Here is a 26,066-nt window from a genome sequence, read left to right on the forward strand (position 1 = left end):
GAACTACAAGGACAAGGATGAAAGACATTATCGACGGTTTCCTGAAATTCCAACGGGAAGCCTATCCCAAGCGCGCCAAGCTCTTCAAAAATCTGGCCACACAACAAAACCCCCGCGCTTTGTTTATCTCTTGCTCCGATAGCCGTCTGGTCCCCGAGCTGGTAACACAACGTGAACCCGGCGATCTGTTCGTGATTCGTAACGCTGGCAACATCGTTCCCTCCTATGGTCCGGAACCCGGTGGTGTGACCGCCTCCGTGGAATACGCCGTGTCCGCCCTGCGTGTATCCGACGTCGTGATTTGTGGACACTCGGATTGTGGTGCCATGACCGCCATTGCCTCCTGTCAGTGCCTGGACCATATGCCCGCTGTAGAACACTGGCTACGCTACGCCGACTCGGCCCGCTTGGTGAATGAAGCCCGCACCCACGCCAACGAGCAGGAACGCATCTCTTCCATGGTGCGTGAGAACGTGGTGGCCCAGTTGGCCAATATCCAGACTCACCCTTCCGTGCGTCTGGCCATGTCCGAAGGCCGCTTGACCCTGCACGGCTGGGTCTACGACATTGAGTCGGGCACGATCGACGCCTATGACGGTGGCAGCATGAAATTTGTGTCCCTGGCTGACAACCCGGATGTATGTGCTGCTCCCTTGGTACGCCGATAAGTTCCTAGCGGACAAAATAAAAAACGCCATGCATTTGCATGGCGTTTTTTTTGCTACCTGCCTACGTTTATCCCCCCCTCAAAAACCTGTGCCTGTCTGTGTCAGGAATAAACGCCTCCCCACTATGATGGTCCTGAACCGATGATCTTTTCATCCCTCTGTTCCATCCGGGTCGCGCGTTCATCTTGAACATCAGGATATAACAAGCAAAGCGCTGTTCAGAACATGCCGCTCGGAGACTCTTTTTTAATGGCTGAACAATGAAAAAAACATGTCTTGCCCTGGCCTTGATGGCCTTGCATGCCGGGACACAGGCACAAGGCTTCTCCAACACCTACTTTATCGGCGACAGCCTGACTGACAGTGGGCAGTTCGGCTCGCGCTTTACCACCAATCCTGGCCAGGTCTGGTCCCAGGTACTGGCTCAGAAACTGGGAACCGACGCGGCCCCTAGCAGCCAAGGTGGTAACAACTATGCCGTCGGCGGAGCCCGCGTGGCTGTCGATGAGCTGCTGGATCCCAGCAAGCCTCCCAGCCCCACTAATCCCCCTTTGCCCGCCATGACCACGCAGACCGCTCAACTGCTGGCCATGCACAATGGACGCCTGGACGGACAGGCCCTGTACACCGTCTGGGGTGGCGCAAATGACTTGTTTGCCGCCGTAAAAGATCCGTTCAATATGTCCCAAATCGTGGCTGATTCCGTCGGCAATCAAGCCGCCTTGATCAACACGCTATCGCAAGCGGGCGCTCGCTACATTCTGGTCCCCAACATTCCTGATCTGGGCATGACTCCAGAGTTCGCCGGCTCCCCTATCAGCGCGGGTATCGCCACCTTGCTCAGTGACAGCTACAACCAGGCGTTTACCCAGCAGCTCAGTTCCAGCTCTGCCAATATCATTCCCTTGAACGTCTCGGCACTCTTGCATGAAGTGGCTGCCGACCCGCAGGCCTACGGCTTCAGCAACGTCAATACAGCAGCTTGCGGCAGTGTGTCCTCTCGCCTGTGTACGCCTGCCGATCTGGTGGCTCCTGGTGCAGACCAGAACTATCTGTTTGCTGATGGTGTCCACCCCACGTCAGGCGGCCATGCTGTTATTGCCGACTATGCCCACGCTGTCGTCAGCGCCCCCAGTCAGGTAGCCATGCTGGCCTCCGCAGCCAATACCGCCGGGCAGATGCAAATGCAGCACATTGACCGTCGTCTGCAAACCGTCAGTTCGTCACAAGACAGGGATCTGGCAGTCTGGTTCCAGGGAGAGGCCATCACGCGCAATGGCAGCAGTGCGAACTCACGTCTGGATGGCACGCAGGCAGCCTGGAAGCTGGGTTTGGATAAGCGTCTGGCTGATTGGACGGTCGGTGCCTACCTGTCTTACGACAATCTGGATGGCGATACGGACGAAAAAGGCACTTATAGCCAGAAGCGTCAGTCCGCTGGTCTGTACGGCCGCTGGCAGGCCGAGAATCTATGGGTGAACGCCCAGCTTTTCTACAGCGATCTAGACAATAAAACCCGCCGTCATATCCGTCTGGGTGCCGCCACGCGCGAGCACCAGGCCAAAGCAGGTGGCAGCCAATACGGCGGCAAGATCAGCACGGGTTACGACTGGCAGGCCGGTGCCGTCACCCATGGCCCGTTGTTAAGCCTGAGCATGCAGAAATCCAAGATCAAGGCTCTGTCGGAAGATGGCCGAGGTTTGTCTACCTCCATGGGTTTTGATGCTCAGGACCAGACTTCGGTACAAAGCAGCCTCGGTTACCAGATCAATGTTGCTGTCAGCAATCAGTGGGCCGTTCATGCCTCCGCACAGTGGCTGCATGAATTCAAGAAACCGGCAGAGCTGCTGGGCGCACGCTTGCAGGACGGCGTCTACAACCACCACCACTTTTATCTGCCTACGGATCAAGAGCGCGTGCGTGACACAGGCCTGTTGGAATTGGGTGCGACGGGTCAGCTAAGCAATAACTGGACGCTGGGAGCCGGTGTCAGCACCCAGGTTGGTAAAGGCACCAGCGCTCAAACAGCCTTGTACCTGAATACGGCTTACCGCTTCTAAGTCGGCAAGTCTTCACAACTATTGCGGCATCCTGGCCTGGCCAGGATGCCGCAATTTCAATCTGCTTTACGTACCGATCTGCTGATCAGCCCAACAAGGAATCCAGGGTCTGATTCAGCGTTTCCAAAGGAGTACCAACCGCCGGTAGCTTAGTCACTTTTCGACCATCCACATACAGCAAGGTCGGATAGGATTGCGCGCCTAAAGCCCGAGCCAGGGCAAAATCAGCCAAGGCTTGTTCCCGGCCTGAACCGTCAGTCAAATGGCGTCGCACAGCATCTACATCCAGGCCATTGGCAGCAGCGATTCCCAGGCAGACCTCCTGATCAGACAAGCTGCGTCCGTTCAAGTAGAAAGCCTGCTGCAACTCGTGCACCCAATGAATGGCCTGCTCCGGATCTTGCGCTCGCAGCACCGCCAAGGCCGTGGCCGCTTCCAGTGAATCCATGACAGTCGAGCCCTCCTCTGCCAAGGCTTTATAAGCAGCCCCAAACGTCGCCCCCGTCATTTGCGCGATGCGCTCGTTGGATTCGGAAATATAAGGGTAGCGGGACATGGGCGCAGCCCGGTCACCCACGAACAAGCCACCCGAGATAGCAGTAAAAGGAATGCGGTGCTTATTGGCCGCCTCGAACTCGACCATGCGTTCGGCAAAGCCCCAGCACCAACCGCAATACACATCCTGCACATACACAATCGAACGAGCGGGTAAATTGAATGTGTTCATGACATTCCTTCAAAATGGTGTGGCTTCCCGGAATGGGAGAGAAACGGCACTCCTGATCCTAGCCCCCAGACATGAAATGACACAGAGGATAAAAAGACGAGGACTCCACTTTATTGAATAAACGTCAGGAAATAAACTTCATTTCCTGACAGGTGGCAGCCTCTCGCGGCTCAATATTTCAAGCGGCCTGCAGCAGCACAGGCCTCACCGCGCTGAAGCTTGTAAAACAAGATCCCAAAACTGTGAGACAAGCCCAGGCTTCTGAGCCCAAACCCGCTCCTGTGTTGGAATCACACGACCTTCATGGCTCCCTTGAGAGCCCGACCGGCTTTACCTTCCCGGCACAATGCTTTTATAGTGTGGCTTCGATTCATTTCCCGTGAGGTATTCGTCCAATGCGCCACTAATGCCGCCGTCTCTTTGACGGCCAGTCTCCACCAGCCCCCACAACGCAGGGGGAGTTCCTGGCATTAATGGAAGCATTACGCATGACGAATCCTTATCTGACGCTGGAAAGCGTGTCCTATACCTTGCCGCAAGGCAAGACCCTGTTTTCCCAACTGAACGAAACCTTCGACTCGCGGCGCACTGGCCTTGTCGGACGCAACGGTGTGGGCAAAACCATTCTGGCTCAAATCCTGGCCGGAGAAATTCAGCCTGGCAGCGGCCGTTGCCTGCGCTCGGGAAAAGTGCATTATCTGGCGCAGCAAGTGGCTTCTGTCAGCGGCTTGCGCGTCGCCGATCTGGCGGGCGTAAAACCGGCACTGGACGCCCTTGCCCGGATTGAATCCGGCAGTAGCGCCGTAGAAGACTTCAATCTGATCGAAGACCGTTGGGATATTCGACAGCAATTGCAGGAAGCGCTGGAGCGCAATGGCCTGGGTCATCTGACTGCCGAGACGCCTGCCGAAACATTAAGCGGCGGCCAGGCCATGCGGGTGTCGCTAATCAATGCCTTGCTGTCTCAGGCCGATTTCCTGATTCTGGATGAACCCAGCAACCACCTGGATCGCGACAACCGGCTTGCGCTGATTGAGCAGCTACGACACTGGCCCCATGGCCTGCTGGTCATCAGCCATGATCGCCAACTACTGGACACGATGGAGCACATTGTGGAGCTGTCTTCCCTGGGGCTACGTAGCTATGGCGGCAATTACAGCCACTACGCCGAGCAGAAAGCCTTGGAGCAGCAAAGCGCCATGGACCAGCTTGAGCACCGCAAGCTGGAGCGTCAGCGCGCAGAAAGCACCATGCAAGAGCAGCGTCAACGTCAGGAGCGTAGACAGGCACGTGGCAATCAACAGGGCAAGCAGGCCAATCAGGCCAAAATCCTGCTGGACAGGCAAAAGGGCCGCAGTGAAGCCACCACCGGCAAACTGCGTCAACAACACGTGACGGCTCAAAAGCAGTTAGCGCAACGCGTGCAGGAAGCGGCCGAGTTGATCGAACAGGACAGCGCCATCAATCTGCATGCCCTGCCCTTGGTGCCGCTAAGCCGCCAACGCGTTGTGGAGCTGGATGAAGTAAAGCTCCCTTTTGCCCCGGTAGACCAAACCCCAATCTCGATGCTACTAAGCGGCCAGCAACGGATAGGTGTCATAGGCCCGAACGGATGCGGGAAATCCACGCTACTCAAGGTCATTGCAGGCCAATTGGCACCCGTTTCAGGCCACTGCAAAGTAGTGCCACAACATGTTTATCTGGATCAGGGCTTGGCCGATCTGGATCCACAGCAAACCGTGCTGGAGCAGATACAGGCCGTCAACCGCAAAAGCAGCGAAGGCGACTTGCGCATGCGTCTGGCACAACTGGGACTGGACGCCCAAAAAGTCACCGGCCCCAGCGCTGCCCTGAGCGGTGGCGAACGCCTGAAAGCCGCCCTGGCCTGCGTGCTGTACGCGGATCCTCCGCCACAACTGCTGCTTCTGGATGAACCCAGCAACCATTTGGATCTGCCTTCAACCTTGGCCCTGGAAACCATGTTGAGCAGCTACCAGGGCACGCTGATGGTGGTCTCGCACGACGATGCCTTCATGAACAATCTTGGGCTGACGGAACGGCTGGAATTTAGTGAAGAAGGCTGGAAATTACGGCCTTGGTAGCGGAGCAAAAACATAAGTGACTCGCCCCCGCTATCTTGACTGCAAACACTGATGGCGGTGGATCCGAGATCCGAATTCCGGAGCAATTGCCCACTAATAACAAGGTTTTGAAGCTGCTGCGCTTAATGAATTGAACTATCACTTCAAATTCACTGTCTTTACGCGAAAAACCTGACGCTTTCCAAAGCATCGAAGCTGCATGATTTTAGATGCACTCGTACAAAGTCTGCCTAAGGTTCCCAAGTAGTTCCCTTGCCAAACGCTCTGCTTCCTCACCCCTCGTATCCCAACGATCAACCACCTCACCGACATACGCCAGACGCGCATATTCCAAGGTCTTTGCCAGCTCCGCGGACAGCCTGGGAATAGCCCACTCTGCTGCCTGCTCTTTAGTCACAAAATCCCCATGAACACCTGTTCGCCACATGCGCGCCAAGGTCAGCAGAACATTGCGCTCGTCTCCACGCAGCCCTTCATGCAAGGGATCTACACCATCCCGCATTGCCTGGCGTATATGCTCGATCGGTGTAGCCGGAACATCTGCCAGCACATCGCTCCCCCATAACAACTGCGCCTGCTGGCGGGCCTGGGCCAAGAGCAAGGTATATTCCGGGTCAGCAGAGGCGTCGGACAAGTAGCCCTCCTTGAAGGCATCCCGCAGCCATTCACCGTAAATAAACTCCACCTTGGCCGGATGAACATTGCGTTGAAGATCTGCCAGACGACACACCACCAGCTCGATACAACGCGGACCACCAGGCGTGGCCGGATGAGGGGCTGAAACAGACAATAAAGCTGCAATCAGATCCTGACGCTGTTCATCTGACAGGGGAGCATCAACCACCGCCAATATATCCAGATCGCTATGTGGCCGGAGCCCTCCGGCCACAGCGGAACCGTGCAGATAAAGAGCTTGCACATTAGGGGTCAAGATTTTTTGTACGAGTTCCAAGGTAGCGCGCAACTGGTTGTTTGGATTTTCTGAATCCAGCATTCAACAAAGTCTCTTCAAAAACAGGATTAGCGACATAAGACAGCCATCAAGGTTGGTGGCCCCTTCCTGCCATGCACCCTCACAAACCCCGACTGCCCGTCAAACTCTTAGCGCGTCGCTGGATACGAAACCGGACGCACTGGCCCTTTATAAAGCCCAAAGGCCAGACCCGCAATAATCGCGCTGATCGACAAGGCCTCAACAAAACTTACTTGCTCGCCCAATATCAGCATGGAACTGCCCAAACCAAACACCGGAATCAGCAAGGACAAGGGGGCTACCGTGGACACCGGATACAGCTTGAGCAAGGAATTCCAGCCCCAGTAAGAAAAGTGCGTAGCCAGATAAACCTGAAACAGAATCGACATGACCGACATCAGGTTGATCGCCTCTGGCAGAGTCGTGAAGGGTTCGGCCCCGTGCAGCCAGTACGAAACCAGAAAAAGTGGAATAGGTGGAAACAGGCTGGCCCACACCATGAACGAGAAAATCTCCTTCACACCGGACAGTTTGATGATCACATTCCCGATACTCCAGGACACGGCACTCAACACAACCAGCACCAGCCCGAAGGTGGCATCCCCACCACCCTGAGACAAGATAATGCCCACCAGGCCCACAAACGCGATCAAGGCTCCCAGCAGTTGCGTCGCTCGCAAGCGTTCCTTGAACAGCAAAGCGCCCCAGCCCATCGTAAAGAAGGCACTAAGCTGAATCAGCAGCGAGGCCACGCCCGGATGGACACCCACCTGAATGCCATAGTTGATAATCCCCCACATGCCCAGGCCAAAAATAAAGCCATAAATCACCACATAGCGAAACGGGATATTGGGTCTGGGAATGAAGAACACCAGCGGCAAGGCCGCCAGAGTAAAACGTATCCCCGTAAGCAGAAAAGGCTCCATGGAAAGCAAGCCCAGCTTGGTGATCGGGAAATTCACTCCCCAAACCAGAGTGACCAAAATGGCAAGAATCAGGTGTTTTTTTTGCATGTCCGACAGCTCCAGACGAGGCCGGGGGGTCAATTCCCCCGGCCTGCTCCACTAGTTGATTGAAAACCGCTTCTGCATCAGGCAAAGCCCCGCGATTTCCATCAACAAGTGATCAGCAGACAAGCGCTGCTCACTAGAAAGCGTGGGGATTTTCTTCAGGAAATTTCTGACTCGACCGGCATCGAAAAAGGGCACCCGATTCAAGAGATCGCTATGAAGGGTGTCACTGACAAACTGATGCAGCCGCGACTGAGGTGCCAGACTGGCTGGCGGCGCACGGAAGTACTGTTTTTTGCGCTCGTAGATTTCAGCAGGCAGGTAAGGCCGCATTGCTTCACGCAAGGCGTACTTCTCCGTTTTGCCGCGTACTTTCATGGGAATGGACAGGTTGCACGCATACTCCACGACACGGTGATCCAGCAGCGGAGGACGTCCCTCCAGACTGCCTGCCATCTCCATGCGGTCACCCAGCGACGTCAGCACCAGATTGGGCAAACTGGATTTGGCCACCATATACAGGGCCCGATTCACAGGCGACCAGGACGCAAAGGAATGCGGCTTGAGGCGGTTATAGAACTGGCCATAAGGATCGCGATACGCATTTCTGTCCATAAAGCCCGTGCTGTACAGGCTGGCCAAAGGATCAAAAATTCCGGCCTGCCCATCCAGCCAGGAGACTTTGTGTCCCAACTCGCGATTCACCCAGGCCGTCCCTACTTCCTGACTATCCAGATAACGGCCAGAACCTGCCCCCATCTGCTGCAACAACTCGGACACTACGGTCTGGTCCTGCCCCTGGTTGTCGTACAACAGCATGTCACGGCGGCTATGGGGATAACCGGCAAACACCTCGTCTGCCCCTTCGCCGGTAATAACGGCTCGCATCCCATTGCTCTGTACAAATTTGCACAATAGGTACTTGCCTACGCTATGAGCATTGGTGAAGGGCACTTCAGCGTGCCAGAGAGCATGTTCGTAATTGTCTGCAAGGTCATTGGAGCTGACGCTAAGCACATTCATGTGTGCTTGGTTATGCCGGGCAGCAATCTCGGCAAAATGGCGCTCGTCGTAACCCTCTTCACCCTCAAAAGACAGGTGAAATGCTTGCAGCTGCTGACCTTGCAATTGCGTGCACATGCCCAGCATGGCTGAAGAGTCCAGGCCACCACTCAGGCAAACCCCAATTGGTACATCCGCATGCAGACGCAGTTTGACCGACTCCTCGACCACTGCGCGCAGCCCCTCAATCTGCTCTTGTTCAGAGCGCGCTTCCAGAGTCTGGCCTGAATCCGGAAAGCTCCAATCCCAATAGCTCTCGGTCTGAACGCCGCTTTGATCCACGATCAGCCAAGAGCCTGGTCGCACGCTGCGGATCTTCTGGAACACGGTACGATCGCGCAAAATGAAATAGCGATTCGCGTACGAATCCTCATCCCACTGAGCCGGCACACCAGCTGCCAGCAAGGCTTTGATCTCGGAGCCGAAGTACCATCGGCCATTATGCTCGGCGTAGTACAGGGGCTTGACCCCGATCCGGTCCCGGATCGCAATCAGTTGGCGACGTGCACGGTCATACAACAGAATCGAGAACTCGCCGCGCAGCTCTTTAAGCGCACGCACACCATGTCGCCGGTACAAATGCAGTGCAATTTCACTGTCTGACGATGTTTTAAAGCGGCAACCACTGTCTTCCAGTTCTTTGCGAATGCGTTTGTAGTCATAAAACTCGCCATTCACCATCAGAACCAGATCACCCTCGTCCGCGACAATAGGCTGGGTGCCATTTCCCAGGCCCACCAAACCCAGTCGCACATAACCAAAACCCACTTGCCCCATGGGGTCAAACCAGGTGCTGGAGCTATCGGGCCCGCGATGGTGAATTTCGCGCAAAGCCTGATCAAACATATTTCGGGGCAAGTCCGTAGGGACTGCAGAGAACACACCGACATAACCACACATACAGCTCTCCCTTACTGCTCATTTGTTTTTGATGCCAAGTCACAGCGCCATCGCTTGATTGGCGATTTAATTGAGAAACTTCTGCTTCTTGCTGATGCCGGGCTTAGCTCACCTTGTTCTTTTTCTTGTCCAGAAAATCTGCCAGCCTGGCACTGGTTTCCGGATCAGACTGAACCACGGCGGCAATCAAGGCCTCGGTCAGCAAACCGTCTTGCTGGCTTTGATCCGTGATACGCGGCAGCACATGAGTAATGGCGTAATTGGTCATGGGCAGATTGGAGGCAATCGTCCTGGCCAGCTCCTTGGCTTTGGCCAGGGCCTCGCCTTCGGGCGTCAGATACTGGGCAATACCTTTGGTGATGCTCTCCTCGGCATAAACGCTACGGCCTGTCAGCATCATGTCCGTCATCAGGCTCAAGCCCGCCAGACGAGGCAGGCGCACGGAGCCACCTACCCCCACGTAAAGACCACGCATGCCTTCAGGCAAAGAGAAAAAGGCAGTCTCATCGACCACTCGGATATGGCATGCCGTGGCAATTTCCAGTCCACCACCAATTGCCGCGCCCGACATGGCCGCCACGACGGGGACCTTGCCGTACTGAATCAGCTCGAAGGTCTCGTGCCACTCACGGAAGAAATGCACACAATCAATCACCGACTGATTGCGCACTTCACCCAGATCCAGGCCCGCACAAAAATGCTTGCTGGTGCTGTAGAGAACAGCTGCCCCAATGTCGCTGCCTATCGTGGAAAAAACACGACGCAATTCATGCATCACCGCCAAGGACATGGCATTGCGCTTTTCTGGCCGGTTCAAACCCACCAGCAGCACCGCACCTTCCTGCTGCACCGTTAAATACTCAAAATCGTCCATTCCCTCTTATCCCCAAGTAATTAATGTTTGCTGATCTTATGGGGACTGCCGGATTCCCACCTTTAAAAGTGGGTCAGTTTTTGGCAAAATTGGGCCATGAGCATTTCCGTGAATGACTACCCTCTGGAAAACTCGAACTGGGATGTGGAAGTCAGCCTGCGTGCCTTCACATCAGGGTCGATCTTTCCCAAGCACGTGCACCAGTGCGGACAGCTTGCCTATGCCGCATCGGGGGTTTTGTCGATGTTCACGGAAAAGGGAAACTGGGTCGTGCCCAGCAAAAGGGCACTGTGGGTGCCGCCGGGCGTGGCGCATGAAATGCATATGCGTGGCGATGTCACGATGGTGAATACTTATCTGACACGACAGGCAATCGAACAGGCGCAACTGCCTGACGACTGCCAGGTGTTCGGCGTCTCGCCCTTGCTGCGACATCTCTTTAGCGCAGCCATGGAACTACCTGCCGAACGGCCGGATTGCGAACGTACTCATCACGTCATTGGTCTACTGGTAGAAGAAATCCGGCTGATGCCCAGGCTGGGCCTGAGTGCCCCCTTGCCCTCTGACAGCAGACTCGGGGCCGCCTGTCAGCGCTTTCTGGATAATCCCACCCAGAATATCTCTACTGATGAGATGGCCGCCTGGGCCATGCTAAGCCGCCGCACCTTCACCCGTCGCTTCAAGGAGCATATGGGCATGACGTACCTGGCCTGGCGACAGCAAATGTGCCTGCTGGTGTCGATTACTCGTTTGGGAAATGGAGAGCCGGTCACCCGAGTGGCCTCGGATCTGGGCTTTAGCAGCCCCAGCGCATTTTCTACTATTTTTCGTCGCGCTTTGGGGCAACCGCCTAGCCAGTATCTGGCGACGAGCAGGGAAGTGCCGGTTTATTAAGTCTAACGCTCGCTTTTCATTAGCTTAATTTTCTGGCTTTTTTTATAACCTTTAAGAGCAACGTCACGCGTCATAAAAAAACAGGCCTTTGGAATATCCAAAGGCCTGCTATTTACTCTGCACGTCAAAAGACGCTCTAGGGTATTAGACGTTGAACAAGAAGTTCAGCACGTCACCATCTTTCACAACGTATTCCTTGCCTTCAGCGCGCATCTTGCCGGCTTCCTTGGCACCTTGTTCGCCCTTGCAGGCTACGAAGTCGTCAAAGGCGATGGTCTGTGCACGGATGAAGCCGCGCTCAAAGTCGGTGTGGATCACGCCTGCAGCTTGGGGGGCGGTATCGCCCACGCGGATGGTCCAGGCGCGGACTTCTTTAACACCTGCAGTGAAGTAAGTTTGCAGGCCCAGCAGGCTGTAGGCGGCGCGGATAACGCGGTTCAGGCCTGGCTCTTCCATGCCCAGATCGGACAAGAACTCAATCTTGTCAGCGTCGTCCAGTTCAGCGATTTCAGCTTCTACGGCAGCACATACAGCGACAACAGGAGCGCCATCAGCGGCAGCATAGTTCTGCACGGCTTCCAGGTGTGGGTTGTTGGTGAAACCGTCTTCTTTCACGTTGGCCACGTACATGGTGGGCTTGGCGGTGATGAAGCCGTAGGATTTGATCTGGTGCAGTTCGTCTTCGTCCAGCTTCAGCGAACGCACGGACTTGCCTTCGCCCAGTGCTTTCTCGATACGCTCCAGCAGAGCTACCAGCTTGGCAGCGTCTTTATCGCCCGAGCGAGCCAGTTTCTGGTTACGGTGCACGGCTTTTTCAACCACGCCCAGGTCGGCCAGCGCCAGCTCGGTGTTGATGATTTCAATGTCAGCCAAGGGGTCCACTTTACCGGCAACGTGAATCACGTTGTCATCGGCAAAACAGCGCACCACGTGCACGGTGGCGTCGGTTTCACGGATGTTGGCCAGGAACTGGTTACCTAGGCCTTCGCCTTTGGAAGCACCGGCGACCAGACCAGCGATGTCTACAAATTCCACCACGGCAGGCAAAATGCGCTCGGGGTTCACGATCTTGGCCAGATCTTGCAAACGCTGGTCAGGAACTTCGACCACACCGACGTTCGGTTCGATGGTGCAGAAGGGGTAGTTTTCAGCCGCAATGCCGGCTTTGGTCAGAGCGTTGAACAGAGTGGATTTACCAACGTTGGGCAAGCCAACGATGCCGCATTGCAGTGCCATGAGTATCCTGAAAATCAAAGAGTTATATAAACGATGCGCTATTGTAGCGCCCTTGGGCGCTACAGAGCCTGCAGACGGGTCAGAACAGTCGTGCCGGGGACACAGGCTAGCGCCTTGAAACCCGGGCTTGCCTATACAGGAATGCCGTCAAACAGCTTGAGCAGGCCAATAATCAGCAAGACCGGGCCACCATTGAAGATGGCATGCAGCACGATCGATGCACCAATGCCTCGACGCACTCGCAACCAGGCCAGTACCAACCCTGTCAAACATTGGGGCAGCACCAGCATGGGCAGCAAATACCAGCTCATACTGTTGAGCTGGAAGTTATACAAATGCAGCGCTCCAAAGGCCAGCGTTGCACCATAAAACACCCAGGGAAAGAAACGCCAATAGCGTCGCATGGATGAAAAGCGCCATGCCCTTCCCTGCAAGGCACCCACCAGCTTGCGCCACCAGCTACTGCCTGCGGGCAAGGCTTGGCGTGGCATGCCGGTATAACGGCTAACCCAGACAGCCAGGCACAAGACCAGCAAGCCTTGTATCAACCACCAGCCTGGTCCCTGAAACATCAGGAACACCGCCAGCGGAACAACCGTCAGCCATTGTGACGGCCGTCTCAGCACGAAACGAAAGACCAGCTCTTCCACAATGGGTGCCCAGATAATGGCTTGCACCCAGGGAATACGCGTCGGGTCCAGGCGATGCTGCGCACCGCCCACACCTGCTACCGAGACAGCGATCGGGCCCAGTACCAGCGCATTAATCAGCCAAAGCATGCCCGCCCATTGCAGCAGACGCTTCCAGGGCAAGGGAGCAAACCAGTCCAGATACCAGCCGTCACCCTGGACTCTGCCAGGCAAACGCCGGGCGCTGCGAGGGTGACGCAGAAAATAAAAGAAATCTTTAAGCTCGTCCCGGAAACGCATCTGGCTGCTTGGCGCTGGCTTCATGCGTCAAGCCTTCTGGGGCGCGTAAAGCTGGCGGGTCGCCTGCTCAAAGTCGCCACGCAGCAAAGCAGGCATCATGACGCGGCAACGGTTCATACCGTCCTCGATCTCGCGCAGCTCTTCATTGCGAGGGGTATGCAGTACAAAGTTCACCACTTGCTGGGCCAGGCCCAAGGTGCGAGGGTGACCAATGCCCAGGCGCAAGCGCCAGAAATCCGGTGTCCCAAAGGCGGACTGGATGTCGCGCAGGCCGTTATGCCCGGCGTGCCCACCGCCTTTTTTCATCTTCACCTGACCGGGCAGCAAATCCAGTTCGTCATGCAGGACCAGCACCTGTTCGGGTTTGAGCTTGTAGAAACGCATCAAGGCACCGGCGGCTTGCCCGGACTTGTTCATGAAGGTAATGGGTTTGGCGATGATGACGTTTTCACCTTCAAAACGCGCTTTGGCCACCCAGGAGAAAAAGGATTTTTCCAGGTTGAACGTTGCATGCAGATCATCAGCCAACTGGTCTGCCAACCAAAAGCCCGCATTGTGACGGGTGGTTTCGTACTCAGGGCCAGGATTACCCAGGCCAACAATCAAACGGATAGGCTCAGACATGAATGTTTTCGCAGAAAGCGCCTGCTCCGGCAAAGGCGCAGGCACAAATAACAAACCCCCGCCAGCATACGCTGACAGGGGTTGATTCGCCAAGCTGCGAGCCGACCGAAGCCGGCTGGCAATCTTGATTACTCGGCGCTTTCTTCTGTTGCTTCCGAAGCAGCAGCACCACCGCCAACTGGCAAAGCAGCAGCCAGCAGAGGGTTGGCTTCGTTACCAGCGTAAGTAACACCACGTGGCAGCTTGATGCTGTCCAGGTGTACGTTGGCGTTGGCAGTCATGCCGCTCAGGTCCACAGTGATGGACGCTGGCAGGTTAGCTGGCAAGCAGGTGATTTCCAGATCGGTCAGGATGTGGCTGATAACTTGGCTGCTCAGCTTGACGGCTGGGGACACGTCGCCACCTTCAAAGTTCAGAGGAACTTTGGTGGTGATGGCTTGCGAAGCCAGAACGCGTTGGAAATCAACGTGCAGAACTTGCTGCTTGTAAGGGTGCCACTGAACCGAGCGCAACAGCACTTTTTCAGCTTTACCGTCCAGTTCCATCGTCAGGATGGAAGCGTGGAAGGCTTCTTTGCGCAGGTTGTGGTAGGTCTCGTTGTGATCCAGAGCGATCACGACGGGTTGTTCGTCGCCACCGTAAACGATAGCTGGAACCTGGCCAGCGCGACGCAGGCGGCGGCTCGCACCCGTACCCTGTACATCACGCGAAGTAGCGGTGAATTTCATGTAGAACTCCAATTGCAGAACGCTTAATACGTACTGCGGAAAGTGGTAGCGAACTACCAAGTTGACGTGCGCCGCGACCAGCGCACGCTAAAAAACTTAATCAGTGAACAAGGAGCTGACGGACTCGGCGTTGGAGATACGCAAGATGGTCTCGCCCAACAGTGCTGCACAGGACAGCTGGCGAATCTTGCTGCATTCACGTGCCTTGGCGGACAAAGGAATGGTGTCCGTTACAACCAGCTCGTTCAATTGGGACTGCGTAATACGTTCGATAGCTTCGCCCGAGAGCACAGGGTGCGTACAGTAGGCGTAAACCGCCTTGGCACCGCGCTCTTTCAGAGCTTCAGCCGCTTTGCACAGCGTACCGGCCGTATCCACCATATCGTCCATCAGGATGCAGGTGCGTCCATTGACATCACCAATGATATTCATGACTTCGGAGACGTTGGCACGTGGGCGACGCTTGTCGATAATGGCCAGGTCCACTTCCAGTTGCTTGGCCAGTGCACGTGCGCGCACCACACCGCCGATGTCAGGCGAAACAACCACCATATCCTGGTAGTTACAGCGCCAGATATCGCCCAGCAAAATGGGGGAAGCGTAGATATTGTCGACAGGGATATCGAAGAAACCCTGGATTTGGTCAGCGTGCAGATCCATCATCATGACGCGATCGACACCGACCACTTGCAACATATTGGCCACGACTTTGGCAGAGATCGACACACGCGCCGAACGGGGGCGTCGATCCTGGCGGGCGTAACCAAAGTAAGGGATGGCGGCGGTGATGCGACCGGCCGAAGCACGGCGCAAGGCATCGACCATCACCATGATTTCCATCAGATTGTCGTTGGTGGGAGCACAGGTGGGCTGCAGAACGAAAACATCGCGACCGCGCACGTTCTCGTTGATTTCAACCATGGCTTCCCCATCAGAGAAGCGACCCACCGTCATTTTCCCCAGCGACATATCAAGGTGGTTGACGACATCGACAGCAAGGCGAGGATTAGCCGTGCCGGTGAAGATCATGAATCGGTCTTGTGCCATGATGGGAGATAGATTTTGATGCAGGAAAAGCAAAGCTGTTGATCGAAACCCCTACAAGGAAACGACTCAACAGCTTTACATTATCGCAGGCTAGGCCTGAAAGGTGGCTGGGGAAGAAGGATTCGAACCTTCGCATGCTGGAATCAAAATCCAGTGCCTTAACCAGCTTGGCGATTCCCCAAATACTTACTTAATCCAGTCGCGTAGCGGATGATCTTGCAAACCTGAACAAACCCAAGTTTGTTCGACCAGCAATTTACCACCATTTGATTCTTCGCTACCAGAAAAATCTATTTTACTGCTATTTTGGTCAATTTCAAACTGACCTGTCTTGGCGCTTTGTTCGTCTCTGCACTCAACAAACAAACAAGAACCTGAGCCCGTCATTCTAGCATTCAATTTTAATCTTTGCAAGCCCCGTTTTAAATTTCTTAAACCAGGATAAAGACTGAATGCTACTGACTCCAGATTGTTTCTGCCAAAATAAGGATTGTCGTCCTTGGCTTGCCAGAATTTTTCTTGCCAATCAGTAAAGAACGTCATTGTGATGGGTTTTTCATCACGTGTCAAGCATTCGGAGGTAAATATTTCCCCCGTGGATATAAATTGCGGCGGACGGATGATGATGTAGTGTCGTGGCGGCATCTGAATGGCTTGCAACTGCTCGCCCACCCCTTGGGCAAATGCGGCCTGTCCGAATACAAAAACCGGTACATCGGCGCCCAGGGGCAAGCCAATATCCATCAGGGCCTGACGGCTCAGGCCCAGGTTCCATAAACGATTCAGGGCAATCAAGGTGGTGGCCGCATCGCTGGAGCCGCCGCCCATCCCCGCTCCCGAAGGAATATTCTTGATACAAGAGATGTCTACGCCTTGCCGAGCGCCGGTCGCTTGTTGCAGGGCACGAGCCGCTTTGATCACCAGATCCTGCTCAGGCTCCACATCGCTCAAGGTACTGTGTGCCCGATGGATCTGCCCATCGCTACGTGGTACGAAGCTCAGGTAATCATTCAGGTCGACAAAACGAAAAGCAGTTTGCAAGAAATGGTAGCCGTCCTCACGACGACCCGTGACGTGCAAAAACAGATTGATCTTGGCCGGAGCCGGGACGTTGTAGAGCGCCATTACACAAACCTGCTCGGGACTTTACTGATCCACGACCAAGCGCACGCTGATGGAGCGGTTGGCTTCATGACGATTCAATTGCAGCAGGCGCGGGCCTTGTTCGTCGTAACGCGAGAGCGTCACACGCCAGCCGGACTGCTCAAAACTGCTTAGCTTTTGCTGGTCATCCCGGCGTTCGCTTTGAACCGGGGCACTACCCGTGCGGCCATGCAGCCAGTCACGCAAGCCTGCAACAGGAACAGGACTGCCCAAGACCTGTTCAACCAGGGCATCGGGATGGGAGGCCATTTCCTGACTACCGTCTGTGCGTTCCAGAATGGCGCGCCCCGGTAACACCCAGACTCGCGCCAAGGTATTACCCAAAGGATTGCTCAAATCCAGCATCAGCTTTTGGCCGTCGTCGCGCCAGGAAAAGCCCCCCTGCACGGCTTCGACCTGCGAGCTGGAATGAGTCACGCTCAGCGCAAAACGGCCTGAACGAGACAAGGCGCTTGCCTCTTGCGACGCATCCGTAACGCTGCCAAGGTCAGATTTGGGCGGTGTCGCACAAGCACTGAGCAAAGCAACCAGGGCCAAAGCCCCTGCTCGGGTCCAAGCCCGCTGTTTCAAGATACTCACGGCAGCGGTACTCCCAGACGCTTGATGGTTTCTGTCAGTGTTCGGTTTTCGGGGTCTTTGCTCAGGCCAGCCCGAAAGACCAGCATGGCATCATCACGACGGCCTTTGACCCACAGCACTTCACCCAGATGGGCGGCAACGTCCGCTTCAGGCAGGCGCTCGTAGGAACGCTGCAAGTATTCCAGCGCGGCTTGCAGATCGCCAACACGGAACAGATACCAGCCCACGCTGTCCAGAATATAAGGATTGTCCGGCTCCAGCTCCATGGCTCGTTCCAGCAAATCCTGGGCCTCGTCCAGACGGCGATTCTGATCCGCATAGGTGTAGCCCAAGGCGTTATACGCATTAGCATGGTCCGGGCGCAGCTCAATAACACGACGCATCAAGGTTTCAAACTTGTCGTGCTTGGCGCGCTGCTCGTACAACATGGCCAGGTTGTATTTGATCTCGGCGCTATCGGGCAACTCACGGTCCGCCCGCTCCAGCACTTCCAGAGCCTGGTCGGTACGACCGCTGTCTTGGTAGATAGAGGAATACGTCAAAGCCACAACGACCTGTTCGCTCATGTCGCGTGGCCGGGAGTTTTCAAGGGTACGACGTGCTTGCGGCAGATTGCCTTGGCGAGCCTGCAGGACGGCTTTATGAATCTGGGCCTGGAAACGCAGCGCGGGCTCTTCAATCAAGTCCAGCTGGCGAATGGCTTCGTTCATATCGCCCTGAGCTTCAGCAATTTGCACCAAGGACAAGCGGGCTTCAGAAATACTGGCCAAAGCCGTGTTGACGGCGTCGTTCAAGGACTGGCGGCGCTGCTGCTGGACCGCAATGTATTGCTCCAGCAATTTACGGGCCTGGTCAAACTCCTGGGCACGAATATGAATTTCGGCCTGGGTGTAGAGCAGATCAAAATCTTCAGGATTGGCGCGTTGCAAGGCGCTGACGATGGACTGGGCTTCGTCGAACTGCTGGCGCTCTACCAGCCGGTTGGCCAGCAGCAGTTGCAACTTGCGGCTATCCGGATTGGCTCGCACGAAGGTACGTGCACTTTGCAAGGCAGCCGAAGGATCAATCTTGATACCGTATTCCAGCACGCGCTGCGCGGCGGCTTCGGAATGCGGGTCCAGCTTCAGGGCTTCCCGTGCTTCGCGCTCGGCCCGGCTCATGTCCCCGGCACTCCAGGCGGTATCCGCCAAGGCCAGACGGGCAATGGGCAAGGAGCGCACGGGTTGCTGCAAGGCCTTGTCCAGCACTTCCAGCGCCAAACGGCGATCCACCATCTTGCTGACCATGCTCATGGCTTGGACCACGGCCTGCTCTTTATCCTGGGCGCGAGAGATACGCAGCCACAAGGCATCGGCCAAGCCTTCGGTCTGACCGCTGGAGGCTTCCAGGGCCAGAGCCGTTGCTTTAGCTTCGGGATCATTCGGGGCCAGCAAGGCCCATTCTTTAGCGGCGCGCAGCGCACGACCCAAATCACGGTCGGCCATGGCGTATTGAAAGGCGTTTTGAGCCAGGCGAGGATCGCTGGTGTCACGCGCCAAAGACAGGAAAGTCTGGCTGGCAACGTCGTATTCACCACGCGAAGCAGCCACTTCGGCAACCAGAATGCGATACAGAATGTCCGAAGTCAGGCTGACCAAAGGCAATTGCCCGCTGCGCAAACGAATCTTGTCAGCAGGCGGCTCCGCCTTGAGTATGGGAAGTGAGGGTTGGGCTTGCACCGAAACCGCTGCAAGCAACGACATCAGGCCCAGCTTTAGTGCTAAGGTCAGAGCATTCATCCAGAAAAACCCGTGCCCTGATACGCGCGACAAAACGCCCGATGGCACAATAAAGGAATCAGATTTGTTGATGGTATCACCCCCCCATGCCTGAACTGCCAGAAGTTGAAACAACTCGTCGCGGAATTGCGACGGTTATCCAGGGAAAAAATGTCCGACAATTCCTGGTTCACGAGCCCCGTCTGCGCTGGCCCGTGCCTGCCTCTTTGCCACAATGGATTGAAGGCCAGGTCGTCCGGAATTGCACGCGTCGAGGCAAATACTTGTTGTTGCATTTTGAACAAGGTGTCCAGATCGTCCATTTAGGAATGTCCGGCTCCTTGCGTCGTGTGGATCTGGATGAAGAACGCCGCAAGCATGATCATGCGGAATGGATCTTTGATGAGGCCCGCTTCCTGCTGCACGACCCACGACGATTTGGTGCGATATTATGGCATGCCCATAGGGACGGCCCTCTGGAAAACCACCTTTTGCTACGTACTTTAGGCGTAGAGCCTTTCGACCCCCTGTTCACCCCCGAGTATCTGCACCGACATCTGCAAGGGCGGCGTGTCGCCATCAAACAGGCCCTGCTGGGCGGCAAGATTGTGGTGGGAGTCGGCAATATCTACGCTTCCGAATCCTTGTTCCTGGCCGGTATTCACCCCGAACTGCCCGCCGGTGAAGTTTCCTTGCATCGTTGCGAAAAACTGCACTCGGCCATCTTGAGCACCTTGCAATCCGCCCTGGACTCCGGGGGCAGCACCTTGCGCGATTACGTCAATGCAAGTGGTGAACCGGGCGCTTACTTCGACATTCACGCCAATGTATATGAGCGTGCCGGCAAACCCTGCCCACGCTGCCAACAACCTATCAAACGGATAGTCCAAGGCCAACGCGCGACCTATTACTGCTCGCGCTGCCAGCGCCGCTAAACCCTCCCCCTTTTTTCTGACAGCGTCTGATGCCGGTTCCGGCAGGCAGGCGCTCGTCTGCTTTTTTGCCAACTAAGCCTACCCTATTCAGGTATTCACCTATATCTAACTGATTCACCATAAACTAATCTGACACCATCCCTATCGACTGTGGAGTCATTTTCATGAGCAAGTCCTTCGCCTCGCATAACGACCTGGAAGACAAAGTCGTTGCCTTTGAAAAACTGTCCGACAACGCCTACGCCTATACGGCTGAAGGTGATCCCAACACGGGCATCATCATTGGTGACGAGGCCATTATGGTGATCGACACCCAGGCCACGCCGGTCATGGCTGAAGACGTGATTCGTCGCATCCGCGAAGTCAGCGACAAACCCATCAAGTATGTCTTGCTGTCGCACTACCACGCCGTACGGGTGCTGGGTGCCTCGGCCTACAACGCCCAGGAAATCCTGGCCAGCCGCGACACCTACGACCTGATCGTGGAACGTGGCGAGCAGGACAAGGCCAGCGAAATCGGCCGTTTCCCCCGCCTGTTCCGCAACGCCGAATCCATTCCTCCCGGCCTGACCTGGCCCACCATGACCTTTGAAGGTCATATGACGGTGGACCTGGGCAATCTGGAAGTACACCTGATGCAAGTGGGTCGTGGCCACACCAAGGGCGACACCATCGCCTGGCTACCCAAGCAGAAAATACTGTTCGCCGGTGACCTGGTGGAATACCAATCCACCCCGTACGCAGGCGACTGCTACTTTCGCGAATGGCCCCGCACACTGGACCGTCTGGGAGACTTCAAAGCTGAACAAATGGTTCCTGGCCGTGGCCCGGCACTGAAAAACGCCACCGAAGTGCGTCAGGCCCTGGCCGGCACGCGCGCGTTTTTGACAGACCTGTACTCCAGCGTGCAGCAAGGCGCGGCAGCCGGTAAAGACCTGAAGACCATTTACCGTGAAACCTACGATTTCATGAAGCCTCGCTACGCAGACTGGGTCATTTTTGATCACTGCATGCCCTTTGACGTGTCCCGTGCCTACGACGAAGTCAACGGCCACGAAGACCCACGCATCTGGACCGCCGAACGCGATCTGGAGATGTGGAAACAGCTCGAAGGTCAGTAAGACGCAAGGCCAGGGAGAAAGAAAATGGGAGACATTAATTACCAGACCCTGGAGCTGACGCAAGCGCCCCCACCGGCTACCCATGCCCGCCACCCCGTTGTGGTGGTGGGTGCCGGCCCGGTGGGGCTGACCATGGCCCTGGATCTGGCGGCCAAAGGCCACCGGGTCGTGATTCTGGACGACGACACCACGCTGTCCAAAGGGTCACGGGCCATTTGCTTTGCCAAACGCACCCTGGATATCTGGGATCGATTGGGCGTGGGCTCGCGCATGATGGACAAAGGCGTGTCCTGGAATGTGGGCAAGGTTTTTTTCCGCAATCAGGAAGTCTGGAGCTTCAATTTGCGGCCCGAAGAAGGCCACCAGCGCCCCGCCTTTATCAATTTGCAGCAGTATTACTGCGAAGGTTATCTCTACGAAGCAGTCTGCGCTCAGCCCCTGATTGAACTGCGTTCCGGCCATAAAGTGCTGAACGTGGTGAATCAGGCAGAAGGCGTGCATCTGGACGTAGAAACGCAGCAAGGCAATTACACCCTGGAAGCAGAATGGCTGCTGGCCTGCGACGGCTCGCGCTCGGCCATTCGCCGTGCCTTGGGTGAAAGCAGCAGCGGACGCGTATTCAAGGACCGTTTCCTGATTGCAGACGTACGCATGCAAGCCGACTTCCCCGCCGAGCGCTGGTTCTGGTTTGACCCACCCTTCCACCCCAATCAATCTGTCTTGTTGCACAGCCAGCCGGACAACGTCTGGCGTATCGACTTCCAATTGGGCTGGGATGCCGACCCGGTTGAAGCCGTCAAACCAGAAAACGTGCTGCCCCGCATTCGTGCCCTCCTGGGTGCCGACGCCCCCTTTGAGCTGGAATGGGTCAGCATTTACACCTTTGCTTGCGAGCGCATGGAGCGCTTTCGCCATGGCCGTATTCTGTTTGCTGGAGACTCGGCCCACCGTGTCTCGCCTTTTGGCGCACGCGGCGCCAACAGCGGTATCCAGGACGCCGACAACCTGGCCTGGAAGCTGAATCTGGTTCTGAATGCCCAGGCTCCCGACAGCCTGCTGGACAGCTACAGCCATGAACGTGAATTGGCTGCAGACGAGAACATTCGCCATTCCAGCCGTTCAACAGATTTCATCACGCCTAAAAGCGAAGTCAGCCGCCTGTTCCGTGATGCGGCCCTGATTCTGGCGCGTCGCCACGCCTTTGCCCGTGTACTGGTCAATAGCGGCCGCCTGTCCTTGCCCAGCGCCTACCCGGACAGCCCCTTGAATACGGCTGACACACACGAGTTCTCCGCCACGGCCACACCGCTAGGAGCCTGCGTCCCCGATGCACCTATAGAACAAAACGGTCAGCAAGGCTGGTGGCTGGGTCAATTGGGCAGCGGCTTCACTCTGCTGGAGTTTGGCGAAGGCCAGGCCAGCCAGTCTGAAGTGGTAGACGAACTGGTCGCCCAAGGTCTCTTGACCCGCCTGCGTGTCTGGCCCGCTGGCACCAGCGCTACCCAGGCCCAGGGCGGCATCATCGACAGCCAGGATATGCTGCGCCAGCGTTACGACGCCCAACCCGGTTCCTGCTATCTGATTCGCCCCGATCAACACCTGTGCGCCCGCTGGCGTCATCTGGATGGGCAAGCTGTCCGGGCTGCCTTGCACAAAGCCTGTGGCCATTTCCTGGAGAGTGCTTCATGTCTACACTGAATACCGATACCCCCCTGGAACGGGCTGACGACTTCTACCAAATGTTGATTGATGCCCACCAAGGCCTGAGCACAGCACAAAGTCATGCCATGAATGCCGCTTTGGTGCTGTTGCTGTGCAATCATGTCGGCTCGCTGGATGTGATCAAGCAAGCCTTGGACGCCGCCCGCCAGACCTGCCTGGAGCAGGCTGCCTGAATCTGGAGACCCCTAATGAGCTCTTTGAATTATCAGATTGGTTTTGGTAACGCTTTTGCCACCGAGGCTCTGCCCGGTGCGCTGCCACTGGGACGCAACTCGCCGCAGCGCTGCCCTTACGGGCTGTATGCCGAGCAGTTGTCCGGCACGGCCTTTACCGCTCCGCGCGCCGATAACCGCCGCTCCTGGCTGTACCGCATTCGCCCCAGCGCCAAGCAAGGAGCATTTACGGCATTTGAAGGCGCTCCCCACTGGAATGAAGACTTTGGTCAAGGCCCGGCCAACCCCAATCGCCTGCGCTGGAACCCGCTGAATCTGCCCGGCAAGCCGACCGATTTTCTGGCTGGTGTCCATACCTGGGCAGGCAATGGCAGCAGCGACTCGCAAAGCGGCGTTGCCATCCATCTGTACGCCATCAACCAGTCCATGGGACGGCGCGTGTTCTATAACGCCGACGCCGAAATGATGTTCGTGCCCGAGCAGGGTCGCCTGCGGCTGGTCAGCGAACTGGGCATCATGGAAATCGAGCCTTGCGAGATTGCCGTCATGCCGCGTGGCGTCCGCTTCAAGGTAGAGTTGCTGGACGATGTGGCCCGTGGCTACTTGCTGGAAAACTTCGGCGCTCCTCTGCGTTTGCCCGAACTGGGTCCGATCGGCTCCAACGGCCTGGCCAATGCCCGCGACTTCAAAACACCGGTAGCCTGGTACGAAGATGTCAGCGAGCCGCATGAGCTGGTCACCAAATTCACAGGCGGCTTCTGGGTTGCGCAACTGACGCACTCGCCCTTGGACGTCGTGGCCTGGCATGGCACGCACGCCCCCTACAAATACGATTTACGTGACTTCAATGTGATCGGCTCGATCAGCTACGATCACCCCGATCCCTGCATTTTCAGCGTATTGACCTCGCCCTCCGACACACCCGGCACGGCCAACCTGGACTTTGCTATTTTCCCGCCACGCATTCTGGCCATGGAAAACACCTTCCGCCCCCCTTGGTTCCACCGTAACTTCGCCAGCGAATTCATGGGTCTGATCCAAGGTGTGTACGATGCCAAGGCCGATGGCTTTGCACCCGGCGGCTCCAGCCTGCACAATTGCATGAGCCCGCATGGCCCCGATGCCAACACCTTTGACAAGGCCAGCAGTGCGGACTTGAGCAAGGCAGACTATCTGCGCGGTACCATGGCCTTTATGTTCGAGACCCGCAAAGTCATCCGCCCCTCGCCACAGGCCTTGCAAAGCGACAGCCTGCAAGCCAATTACGATGCCGTCTGGGACGGACTGGAAAAACACTTCTCTACGGAACAAAAGGCATGACCCGACCTTATCTGAATGACACTCACGACCCCAAGCTGCAAAGCTGGGTGCCCGGCGCCAACGAGGCCGATAACGGTTTCCCTATCCAGAACCTGCCCTTTGCCGTGGCCCGTCGCCGTGACAGTCAGGAAGACTTCCGCGTCATGGTGGCCATTGGCCCCTACGCGCTGGACCTGGGCCTGCTGGCCTGCGATACCCCCTGGCACGGCAAAGCCGCCGACGCCCTGGCCGCTTGCGTCAAACCTGCACTGAACGGCCTGATGGCCTTGGGCCAGGAATACTGGAGCGCGCTGCGTGCCGCCTTGTCACATGACTTGCGCCAAGGCTCCTCTGCGGAGTCGCGCCTGCGCCCCATGCTGATCGAGCGCAGCAAGCTGGAATACGCCCTGCCCGCCCAAATTGGGGACTACACCGATTTCTATATTTCCGTGCACCACGCAACGGCGGTGGGCAAACAGTTCCGCCCTGATGCGCCCTTGCTGCCCAACTACAAGTGGGTACCCATTGGCTACCACGGCCGTGCCTCCAGCATCGGTGTGTCCGGCCAGCAATTCCCACGACCCGTCGGCCAGACCCGCCCACCCGAAGGGCAGGAGCAGCCCAATTTTGGTCCTTGCCAACGCCTGGACTTCGAACTGGAAATGGGCATTCTGATTGGCAAAGGCAACGAAGCCGGTCGCCGTATCCCTATCGCTCAGGCAGACGAGCACGTTTTTGGCCTGTGCCTGTTCAATGACTGGTCGGCGCGCGATCTGCAAGCCTGGGAATACCAGCCTCTGGGCCCCTTCCTGGCCAAGAACTTTGCCTCGACGATCTCCCCCTGGGTAGTGACACTGGAAGCCCTGGCTCCCTTCCGTCGCCCCTTCAGCCGCCCCGAGTCTGATCCCCAGCCTCTGCCTTATTTGCAGGATCAGACCAACCAGGAAAGTGGCGTTCTGGACGTGGAACTGGAGGTGTACCTGAGCACCGAACAGTCTCGCCAGCAAAAGAAAGACCCCGCTTTGCTCTCGCGCAGCAACTTCAAGGAAGCGTATTGGACTGTGGCCCAATTGGTCGCCCATCACAGCGTCAACGGCTGCAATCTGCAAACTGGAGACCTGCTGGGCACCGGCACCTTGTCCGGCCCGGCCAAGGGTCAGGAAGGCTCCTTGCTGGAAATGAACCAGGGCGGCAAAAACCCCATCGACCTGCCTTGGGGCGAACAGCGTAAATTCCTGGAAGATCAGGACGAGATCATTTTGAAAGGCCTGTGCCGTCAAGATGGCTACCCGACCCTGTCTTTTGGTGAATGTGCCGGTCGAGTATTGCCTGCCGTGCCTTAAGTTCAAGGCACCAAAACCTGCGAAGGTCTGATTGGCAAGAGACGCTTGCTTGTGAACAACACCCCGCAGCCGCTACCTGGCTTCGGGGTGTTGTTACGTAAAACCTATAGAAACAGGCTCGCAAAAACAAAAAAGGGAC

23 protein-coding genes and 1 tRNA gene are annotated in these 26,066 nt (G+C 56.5%); 10 read left to right on the top strand and 14 right to left on the bottom strand.

Annotated features, from left to right (window positions below; genetic code table 11):
- Nucleotides 1-17: 17 nt before the first annotated feature.
- Together M2Q46_RS10925 and M2Q46_RS10930 are read left to right on the top strand one after the other, a co-directional pair.
- Nucleotides 18-668, top strand: a complete 651-nt coding sequence (locus M2Q46_RS10925) for a carbonic anhydrase (RefSeq protein ID WP_022983244.1) — start codon at nt 18-20, stop codon at nt 666-668.
- 260 nt (nt 669-928) lie between these two features.
- Nucleotides 929-2,728, top strand: a complete 1,800-nt coding sequence (locus M2Q46_RS10930; RefSeq protein ID WP_302357229.1) for an autotransporter outer membrane beta-barrel domain-containing protein — start codon at nt 929-931, stop codon at nt 2,726-2,728.
- Between the two features lie 85 nt (nt 2,729-2,813).
- Here M2Q46_RS10930 and M2Q46_RS10935 read toward each other — a convergent pair whose 3' ends face one another.
- Nucleotides 2,814-3,455 carry a DsbA family protein gene (locus M2Q46_RS10935; protein ID WP_302357230.1) on the bottom strand — a complete coding sequence of 214 codons (642 nt, stop codon included), beginning with the start codon at nt 3,453-3,455 and terminating at the stop codon, nt 2,814-2,816.
- Between the two features lie 488 nt (nt 3,456-3,943).
- Between M2Q46_RS10935 and M2Q46_RS10940 the strand changes: the two genes are divergently transcribed.
- Complete coding sequence (locus tag M2Q46_RS10940; protein WP_302357231.1) at nt 3,944-5,557, top strand: ABC-F family ATP-binding cassette domain-containing protein; 1,614 nt, start codon at nt 3,944-3,946, stop codon at nt 5,555-5,557.
- Nucleotides 5,558-5,762: 205 nt separating this feature from the next.
- Here M2Q46_RS10940 and M2Q46_RS10945 read toward each other — a convergent pair whose 3' ends face one another.
- The 4 genes from M2Q46_RS10945 to M2Q46_RS10960 form a co-directional block, all read right to left on the bottom strand.
- Nucleotides 5,763-6,551 (bottom strand): aminoglycoside adenylyltransferase domain-containing protein, encoded by a 789-nt coding sequence (locus M2Q46_RS10945; RefSeq protein ID WP_170978554.1) that lies wholly within the window; start codon nt 6,549-6,551, stop codon nt 5,763-5,765.
- 107 nt (nt 6,552-6,658) lie between these two features.
- The gene (locus tag M2Q46_RS10950) at nt 6,659-7,543 is read right to left on the bottom strand and encodes an EamA family transporter (protein WP_115634260.1); all 885 of its coding nucleotides are present in this window, start codon (nt 7,541-7,543) and stop codon (nt 6,659-6,661) included.
- 51 nt (nt 7,544-7,594) lie between these two features.
- Nucleotides 7,595-9,502 carry an asparagine synthase (glutamine-hydrolyzing) gene (asnB, locus tag M2Q46_RS10955; protein ID WP_115634261.1) on the bottom strand — a complete coding sequence of 636 codons (1,908 nt, stop codon included), beginning with the start codon at nt 9,500-9,502 and terminating at the stop codon, nt 7,595-7,597.
- 103 nt (nt 9,503-9,605) lie between these two features.
- A complete protein-coding gene (locus M2Q46_RS10960; RefSeq protein ID WP_115634262.1) occupies nt 9,606-10,376 on the bottom strand; it encodes a crotonase/enoyl-CoA hydratase family protein in 771 nt (256 codons plus the stop codon).
- Nucleotides 10,377-10,472: 96 nt separating this feature from the next.
- Here M2Q46_RS10960 and M2Q46_RS10965 point away from each other — a divergent pair, with 96 nt between their 5' ends.
- A complete protein-coding gene (locus M2Q46_RS10965; RefSeq protein WP_115634263.1) occupies nt 10,473-11,270 on the top strand; it encodes a helix-turn-helix domain-containing protein in 798 nt (265 codons plus the stop codon).
- A 144-nt stretch (nt 11,271-11,414) separates the two neighbouring features.
- Here the strand turns inward: M2Q46_RS10965 and ychF are convergent, their stop codons facing one another.
- The 9 genes from ychF to M2Q46_RS11010 form a co-directional block, all read right to left on the bottom strand.
- On the bottom strand, nt 11,415-12,506 hold the full coding sequence (gene ychF, locus M2Q46_RS10970) for a redox-regulated ATPase YchF (protein ID WP_009461081.1): 1,092 nt from the start codon (nt 12,504-12,506) through the stop codon (nt 11,415-11,417).
- A gap of 131 nt (nt 12,507-12,637) precedes the next feature.
- Nucleotides 12,638-13,459: a CPBP family glutamic-type intramembrane protease gene (locus M2Q46_RS10975; protein WP_302357234.1), complete on the bottom strand. Its 822-nt coding sequence runs from the start codon at nt 13,457-13,459 to the stop codon at nt 12,638-12,640.
- A gap of 3 nt (nt 13,460-13,462) precedes the next feature.
- Nucleotides 13,463-14,059, bottom strand: coding sequence for an aminoacyl-tRNA hydrolase (gene pth, locus M2Q46_RS10980; protein ID WP_009461083.1), 597 nt, complete (start codon nt 14,057-14,059; stop codon nt 13,463-13,465).
- Between the two features lie 128 nt (nt 14,060-14,187).
- Nucleotides 14,188-14,787, bottom strand: a complete 600-nt coding sequence (locus tag M2Q46_RS10985) for a 50S ribosomal protein L25/general stress protein Ctc (protein ID WP_035271240.1) — start codon at nt 14,785-14,787, stop codon at nt 14,188-14,190.
- Nucleotides 14,788-14,883: 96 nt separating this feature from the next.
- Nucleotides 14,884-15,834 carry a ribose-phosphate pyrophosphokinase gene (locus tag M2Q46_RS10990; RefSeq protein ID WP_009461085.1) on the bottom strand — a complete coding sequence of 317 codons (951 nt, stop codon included), beginning with the start codon at nt 15,832-15,834 and terminating at the stop codon, nt 14,884-14,886.
- 104 nt (nt 15,835-15,938) lie between these two features.
- Nucleotides 15,939-16,015 (bottom strand) — tRNA-Gln (locus M2Q46_RS10995).
- A 5-nt stretch (nt 16,016-16,020) separates the two neighbouring features.
- Entirely contained in the window at nt 16,021-16,959 is a 939-nt protein-coding gene (gene ispE / locus M2Q46_RS11000; RefSeq protein ID WP_302357235.1) for a 4-(cytidine 5'-diphospho)-2-C-methyl-D-erythritol kinase, read from the bottom strand.
- A gap of 21 nt (nt 16,960-16,980) precedes the next feature.
- Nucleotides 16,981-17,577 carry an outer membrane lipoprotein LolB gene (locus tag M2Q46_RS11005; protein ID WP_254002683.1) on the bottom strand — a complete coding sequence of 199 codons (597 nt, stop codon included), beginning with the start codon at nt 17,575-17,577 and terminating at the stop codon, nt 16,981-16,983.
- Nucleotides 17,574-19,319 (bottom strand): tetratricopeptide repeat protein, encoded by a 1,746-nt coding sequence (locus M2Q46_RS11010; protein ID WP_226348149.1) that lies wholly within the window; start codon nt 19,317-19,319, stop codon nt 17,574-17,576. Before M2Q46_RS11010 ends, M2Q46_RS11005 begins: the two co-directional genes overlap by 4 nt.
- A 122-nt stretch (nt 19,320-19,441) precedes the next feature.
- Here M2Q46_RS11010 and mutM point away from each other — a divergent pair, with 122 nt between their 5' ends.
- The 6 genes from mutM to fahA all read left to right on the top strand — a co-directional run bounded on the left by mutM (nt 19,442) and on the right by fahA (nt 25,927).
- On the top strand, nt 19,442-20,269 hold the full coding sequence (gene mutM / locus M2Q46_RS11015) for a bifunctional DNA-formamidopyrimidine glycosylase/DNA-(apurinic or apyrimidinic site) lyase (RefSeq protein WP_009461089.1): 828 nt from the start codon (nt 19,442-19,444) through the stop codon (nt 20,267-20,269).
- A 164-nt stretch (nt 20,270-20,433) separates the two neighbouring features.
- Entirely contained in the window at nt 20,434-21,390 is a 957-nt protein-coding gene (locus tag M2Q46_RS11020) for an MBL fold metallo-hydrolase (RefSeq protein ID WP_009461090.1), read from the top strand.
- Nucleotides 21,391-21,414: 24 nt separating this feature from the next.
- Nucleotides 21,415-23,088 carry an FAD-dependent oxidoreductase gene (locus tag M2Q46_RS11025; RefSeq protein ID WP_115634267.1) on the top strand — a complete coding sequence of 558 codons (1,674 nt, stop codon included), beginning with the start codon at nt 21,415-21,417 and terminating at the stop codon, nt 23,086-23,088.
- A complete protein-coding gene (locus M2Q46_RS11030) occupies nt 23,076-23,285 on the top strand; it encodes a DUF2783 domain-containing protein (RefSeq protein ID WP_009461092.1) in 210 nt (69 codons plus the stop codon). Before M2Q46_RS11025 ends, M2Q46_RS11030 begins: the two co-directional genes overlap by 13 nt.
- Nucleotides 23,286-23,300: 15 nt before the next feature.
- Nucleotides 23,301-24,605: a homogentisate 1,2-dioxygenase gene (hmgA, locus tag M2Q46_RS11035; protein ID WP_115634268.1), complete on the top strand. Its 1,305-nt coding sequence runs from the start codon at nt 23,301-23,303 to the stop codon at nt 24,603-24,605.
- The gene (gene fahA / locus M2Q46_RS11040; RefSeq protein ID WP_009461093.1) at nt 24,602-25,927 is read left to right on the top strand and encodes a fumarylacetoacetase; all 1,326 of its coding nucleotides are present in this window, start codon (nt 24,602-24,604) and stop codon (nt 25,925-25,927) included. Before hmgA ends, fahA begins: the two co-directional genes overlap by 4 nt.
- Nucleotides 25,928-26,066 lie beyond the last annotated feature (139 nt).

Origin of the sequence: Alcaligenes sp. YSL9, from assembly GCF_030515105.1 — a bacterium.
GTDB lineage: Bacteria > Pseudomonadota > Gammaproteobacteria > Burkholderiales > Burkholderiaceae_B > Alcaligenes > Alcaligenes phenolicus.

Bases quoted from the DNA above. Each gene is read 5' to 3' on its own strand.
- M2Q46_RS11025 (WP_115634267.1), top strand. From the start codon at position 21,415: ATGGGAGACATTAATTACCAGACCCTGGAGCTGACGCAAGCGCCCCCA.
- M2Q46_RS10940 (WP_302357231.1), top strand. From the start codon at position 3,944: ATGACGAATCCTTATCTGACGCTGGAAAGCGTGTCCTATACCTTGCCG.
- M2Q46_RS11030 (WP_009461092.1), top strand. From the start codon at position 23,076: ATGTCTACACTGAATACCGATACCCCCCTGGAACGGGCTGACGACTTC.
- ychF (WP_009461081.1), bottom strand. From the start codon at position 12,506: ATGGCACTGCAATGCGGCATCGTTGGCTTGCCCAACGTTGGTAAATCC.
- M2Q46_RS10990 (WP_009461085.1), bottom strand. From the start codon at position 15,834: ATGGCACAAGACCGATTCATGATCTTCACCGGCACGGCTAATCCTCGC.
- M2Q46_RS10945 (WP_170978554.1), bottom strand. From the start codon at position 6,551: ATGCTGGATTCAGAAAATCCAAACAACCAGTTGCGCGCTACCTTGGAA.
- M2Q46_RS10985 (WP_035271240.1), bottom strand. From the start codon at position 14,787: ATGAAATTCACCGCTACTTCGCGTGATGTACAGGGTACGGGTGCGAGC.
- M2Q46_RS10965 (WP_115634263.1), top strand. From the start codon at position 10,473: ATGAGCATTTCCGTGAATGACTACCCTCTGGAAAACTCGAACTGGGAT.
- asnB (WP_115634261.1), bottom strand. From the start codon at position 9,502: ATGTGTGGTTATGTCGGTGTGTTCTCTGCAGTCCCTACGGACTTGCCC.
- M2Q46_RS10935 (WP_302357230.1), bottom strand. From the start codon at position 3,455: ATGAACACATTCAATTTACCCGCTCGTTCGATTGTGTATGTGCAGGAT.
- M2Q46_RS10925 (WP_022983244.1), top strand. From the start codon at position 18: ATGAAAGACATTATCGACGGTTTCCTGAAATTCCAACGGGAAGCCTAT.
- hmgA (WP_115634268.1), top strand. From the start codon at position 23,301: ATGAGCTCTTTGAATTATCAGATTGGTTTTGGTAACGCTTTTGCCACC.
- M2Q46_RS10950 (WP_115634260.1), bottom strand. From the start codon at position 7,543: ATGCAAAAAAAACACCTGATTCTTGCCATTTTGGTCACTCTGGTTTGG.
- M2Q46_RS10960 (WP_115634262.1), bottom strand. From the start codon at position 10,376: ATGGACGATTTTGAGTATTTAACGGTGCAGCAGGAAGGTGCGGTGCTG.
- M2Q46_RS10930 (WP_302357229.1), top strand. From the start codon at position 929: ATGAAAAAAACATGTCTTGCCCTGGCCTTGATGGCCTTGCATGCCGGG.
- M2Q46_RS11010 (WP_226348149.1), bottom strand. From the start codon at position 19,319: ATGTCGTTGCTTGCAGCGGTTTCGGTGCAAGCCCAACCCTCACTTCCC.
- pth (WP_009461083.1), bottom strand. From the start codon at position 14,059: ATGTCTGAGCCTATCCGTTTGATTGTTGGCCTGGGTAATCCTGGCCCT.
- fahA (WP_009461093.1), top strand. From the start codon at position 24,602: ATGACCCGACCTTATCTGAATGACACTCACGACCCCAAGCTGCAAAGC.
- ispE (WP_302357235.1), bottom strand. From the start codon at position 16,959: ATGGCGCTCTACAACGTCCCGGCTCCGGCCAAGATCAATCTGTTTTTG.
- M2Q46_RS11020 (WP_009461090.1), top strand. From the start codon at position 20,434: ATGAGCAAGTCCTTCGCCTCGCATAACGACCTGGAAGACAAAGTCGTT.
- mutM (WP_009461089.1), top strand. From the start codon at position 19,442: ATGCCTGAACTGCCAGAAGTTGAAACAACTCGTCGCGGAATTGCGACG.
- M2Q46_RS10975 (WP_302357234.1), bottom strand. From the start codon at position 13,459: ATGAAGCCAGCGCCAAGCAGCCAGATGCGTTTCCGGGACGAGCTTAAA.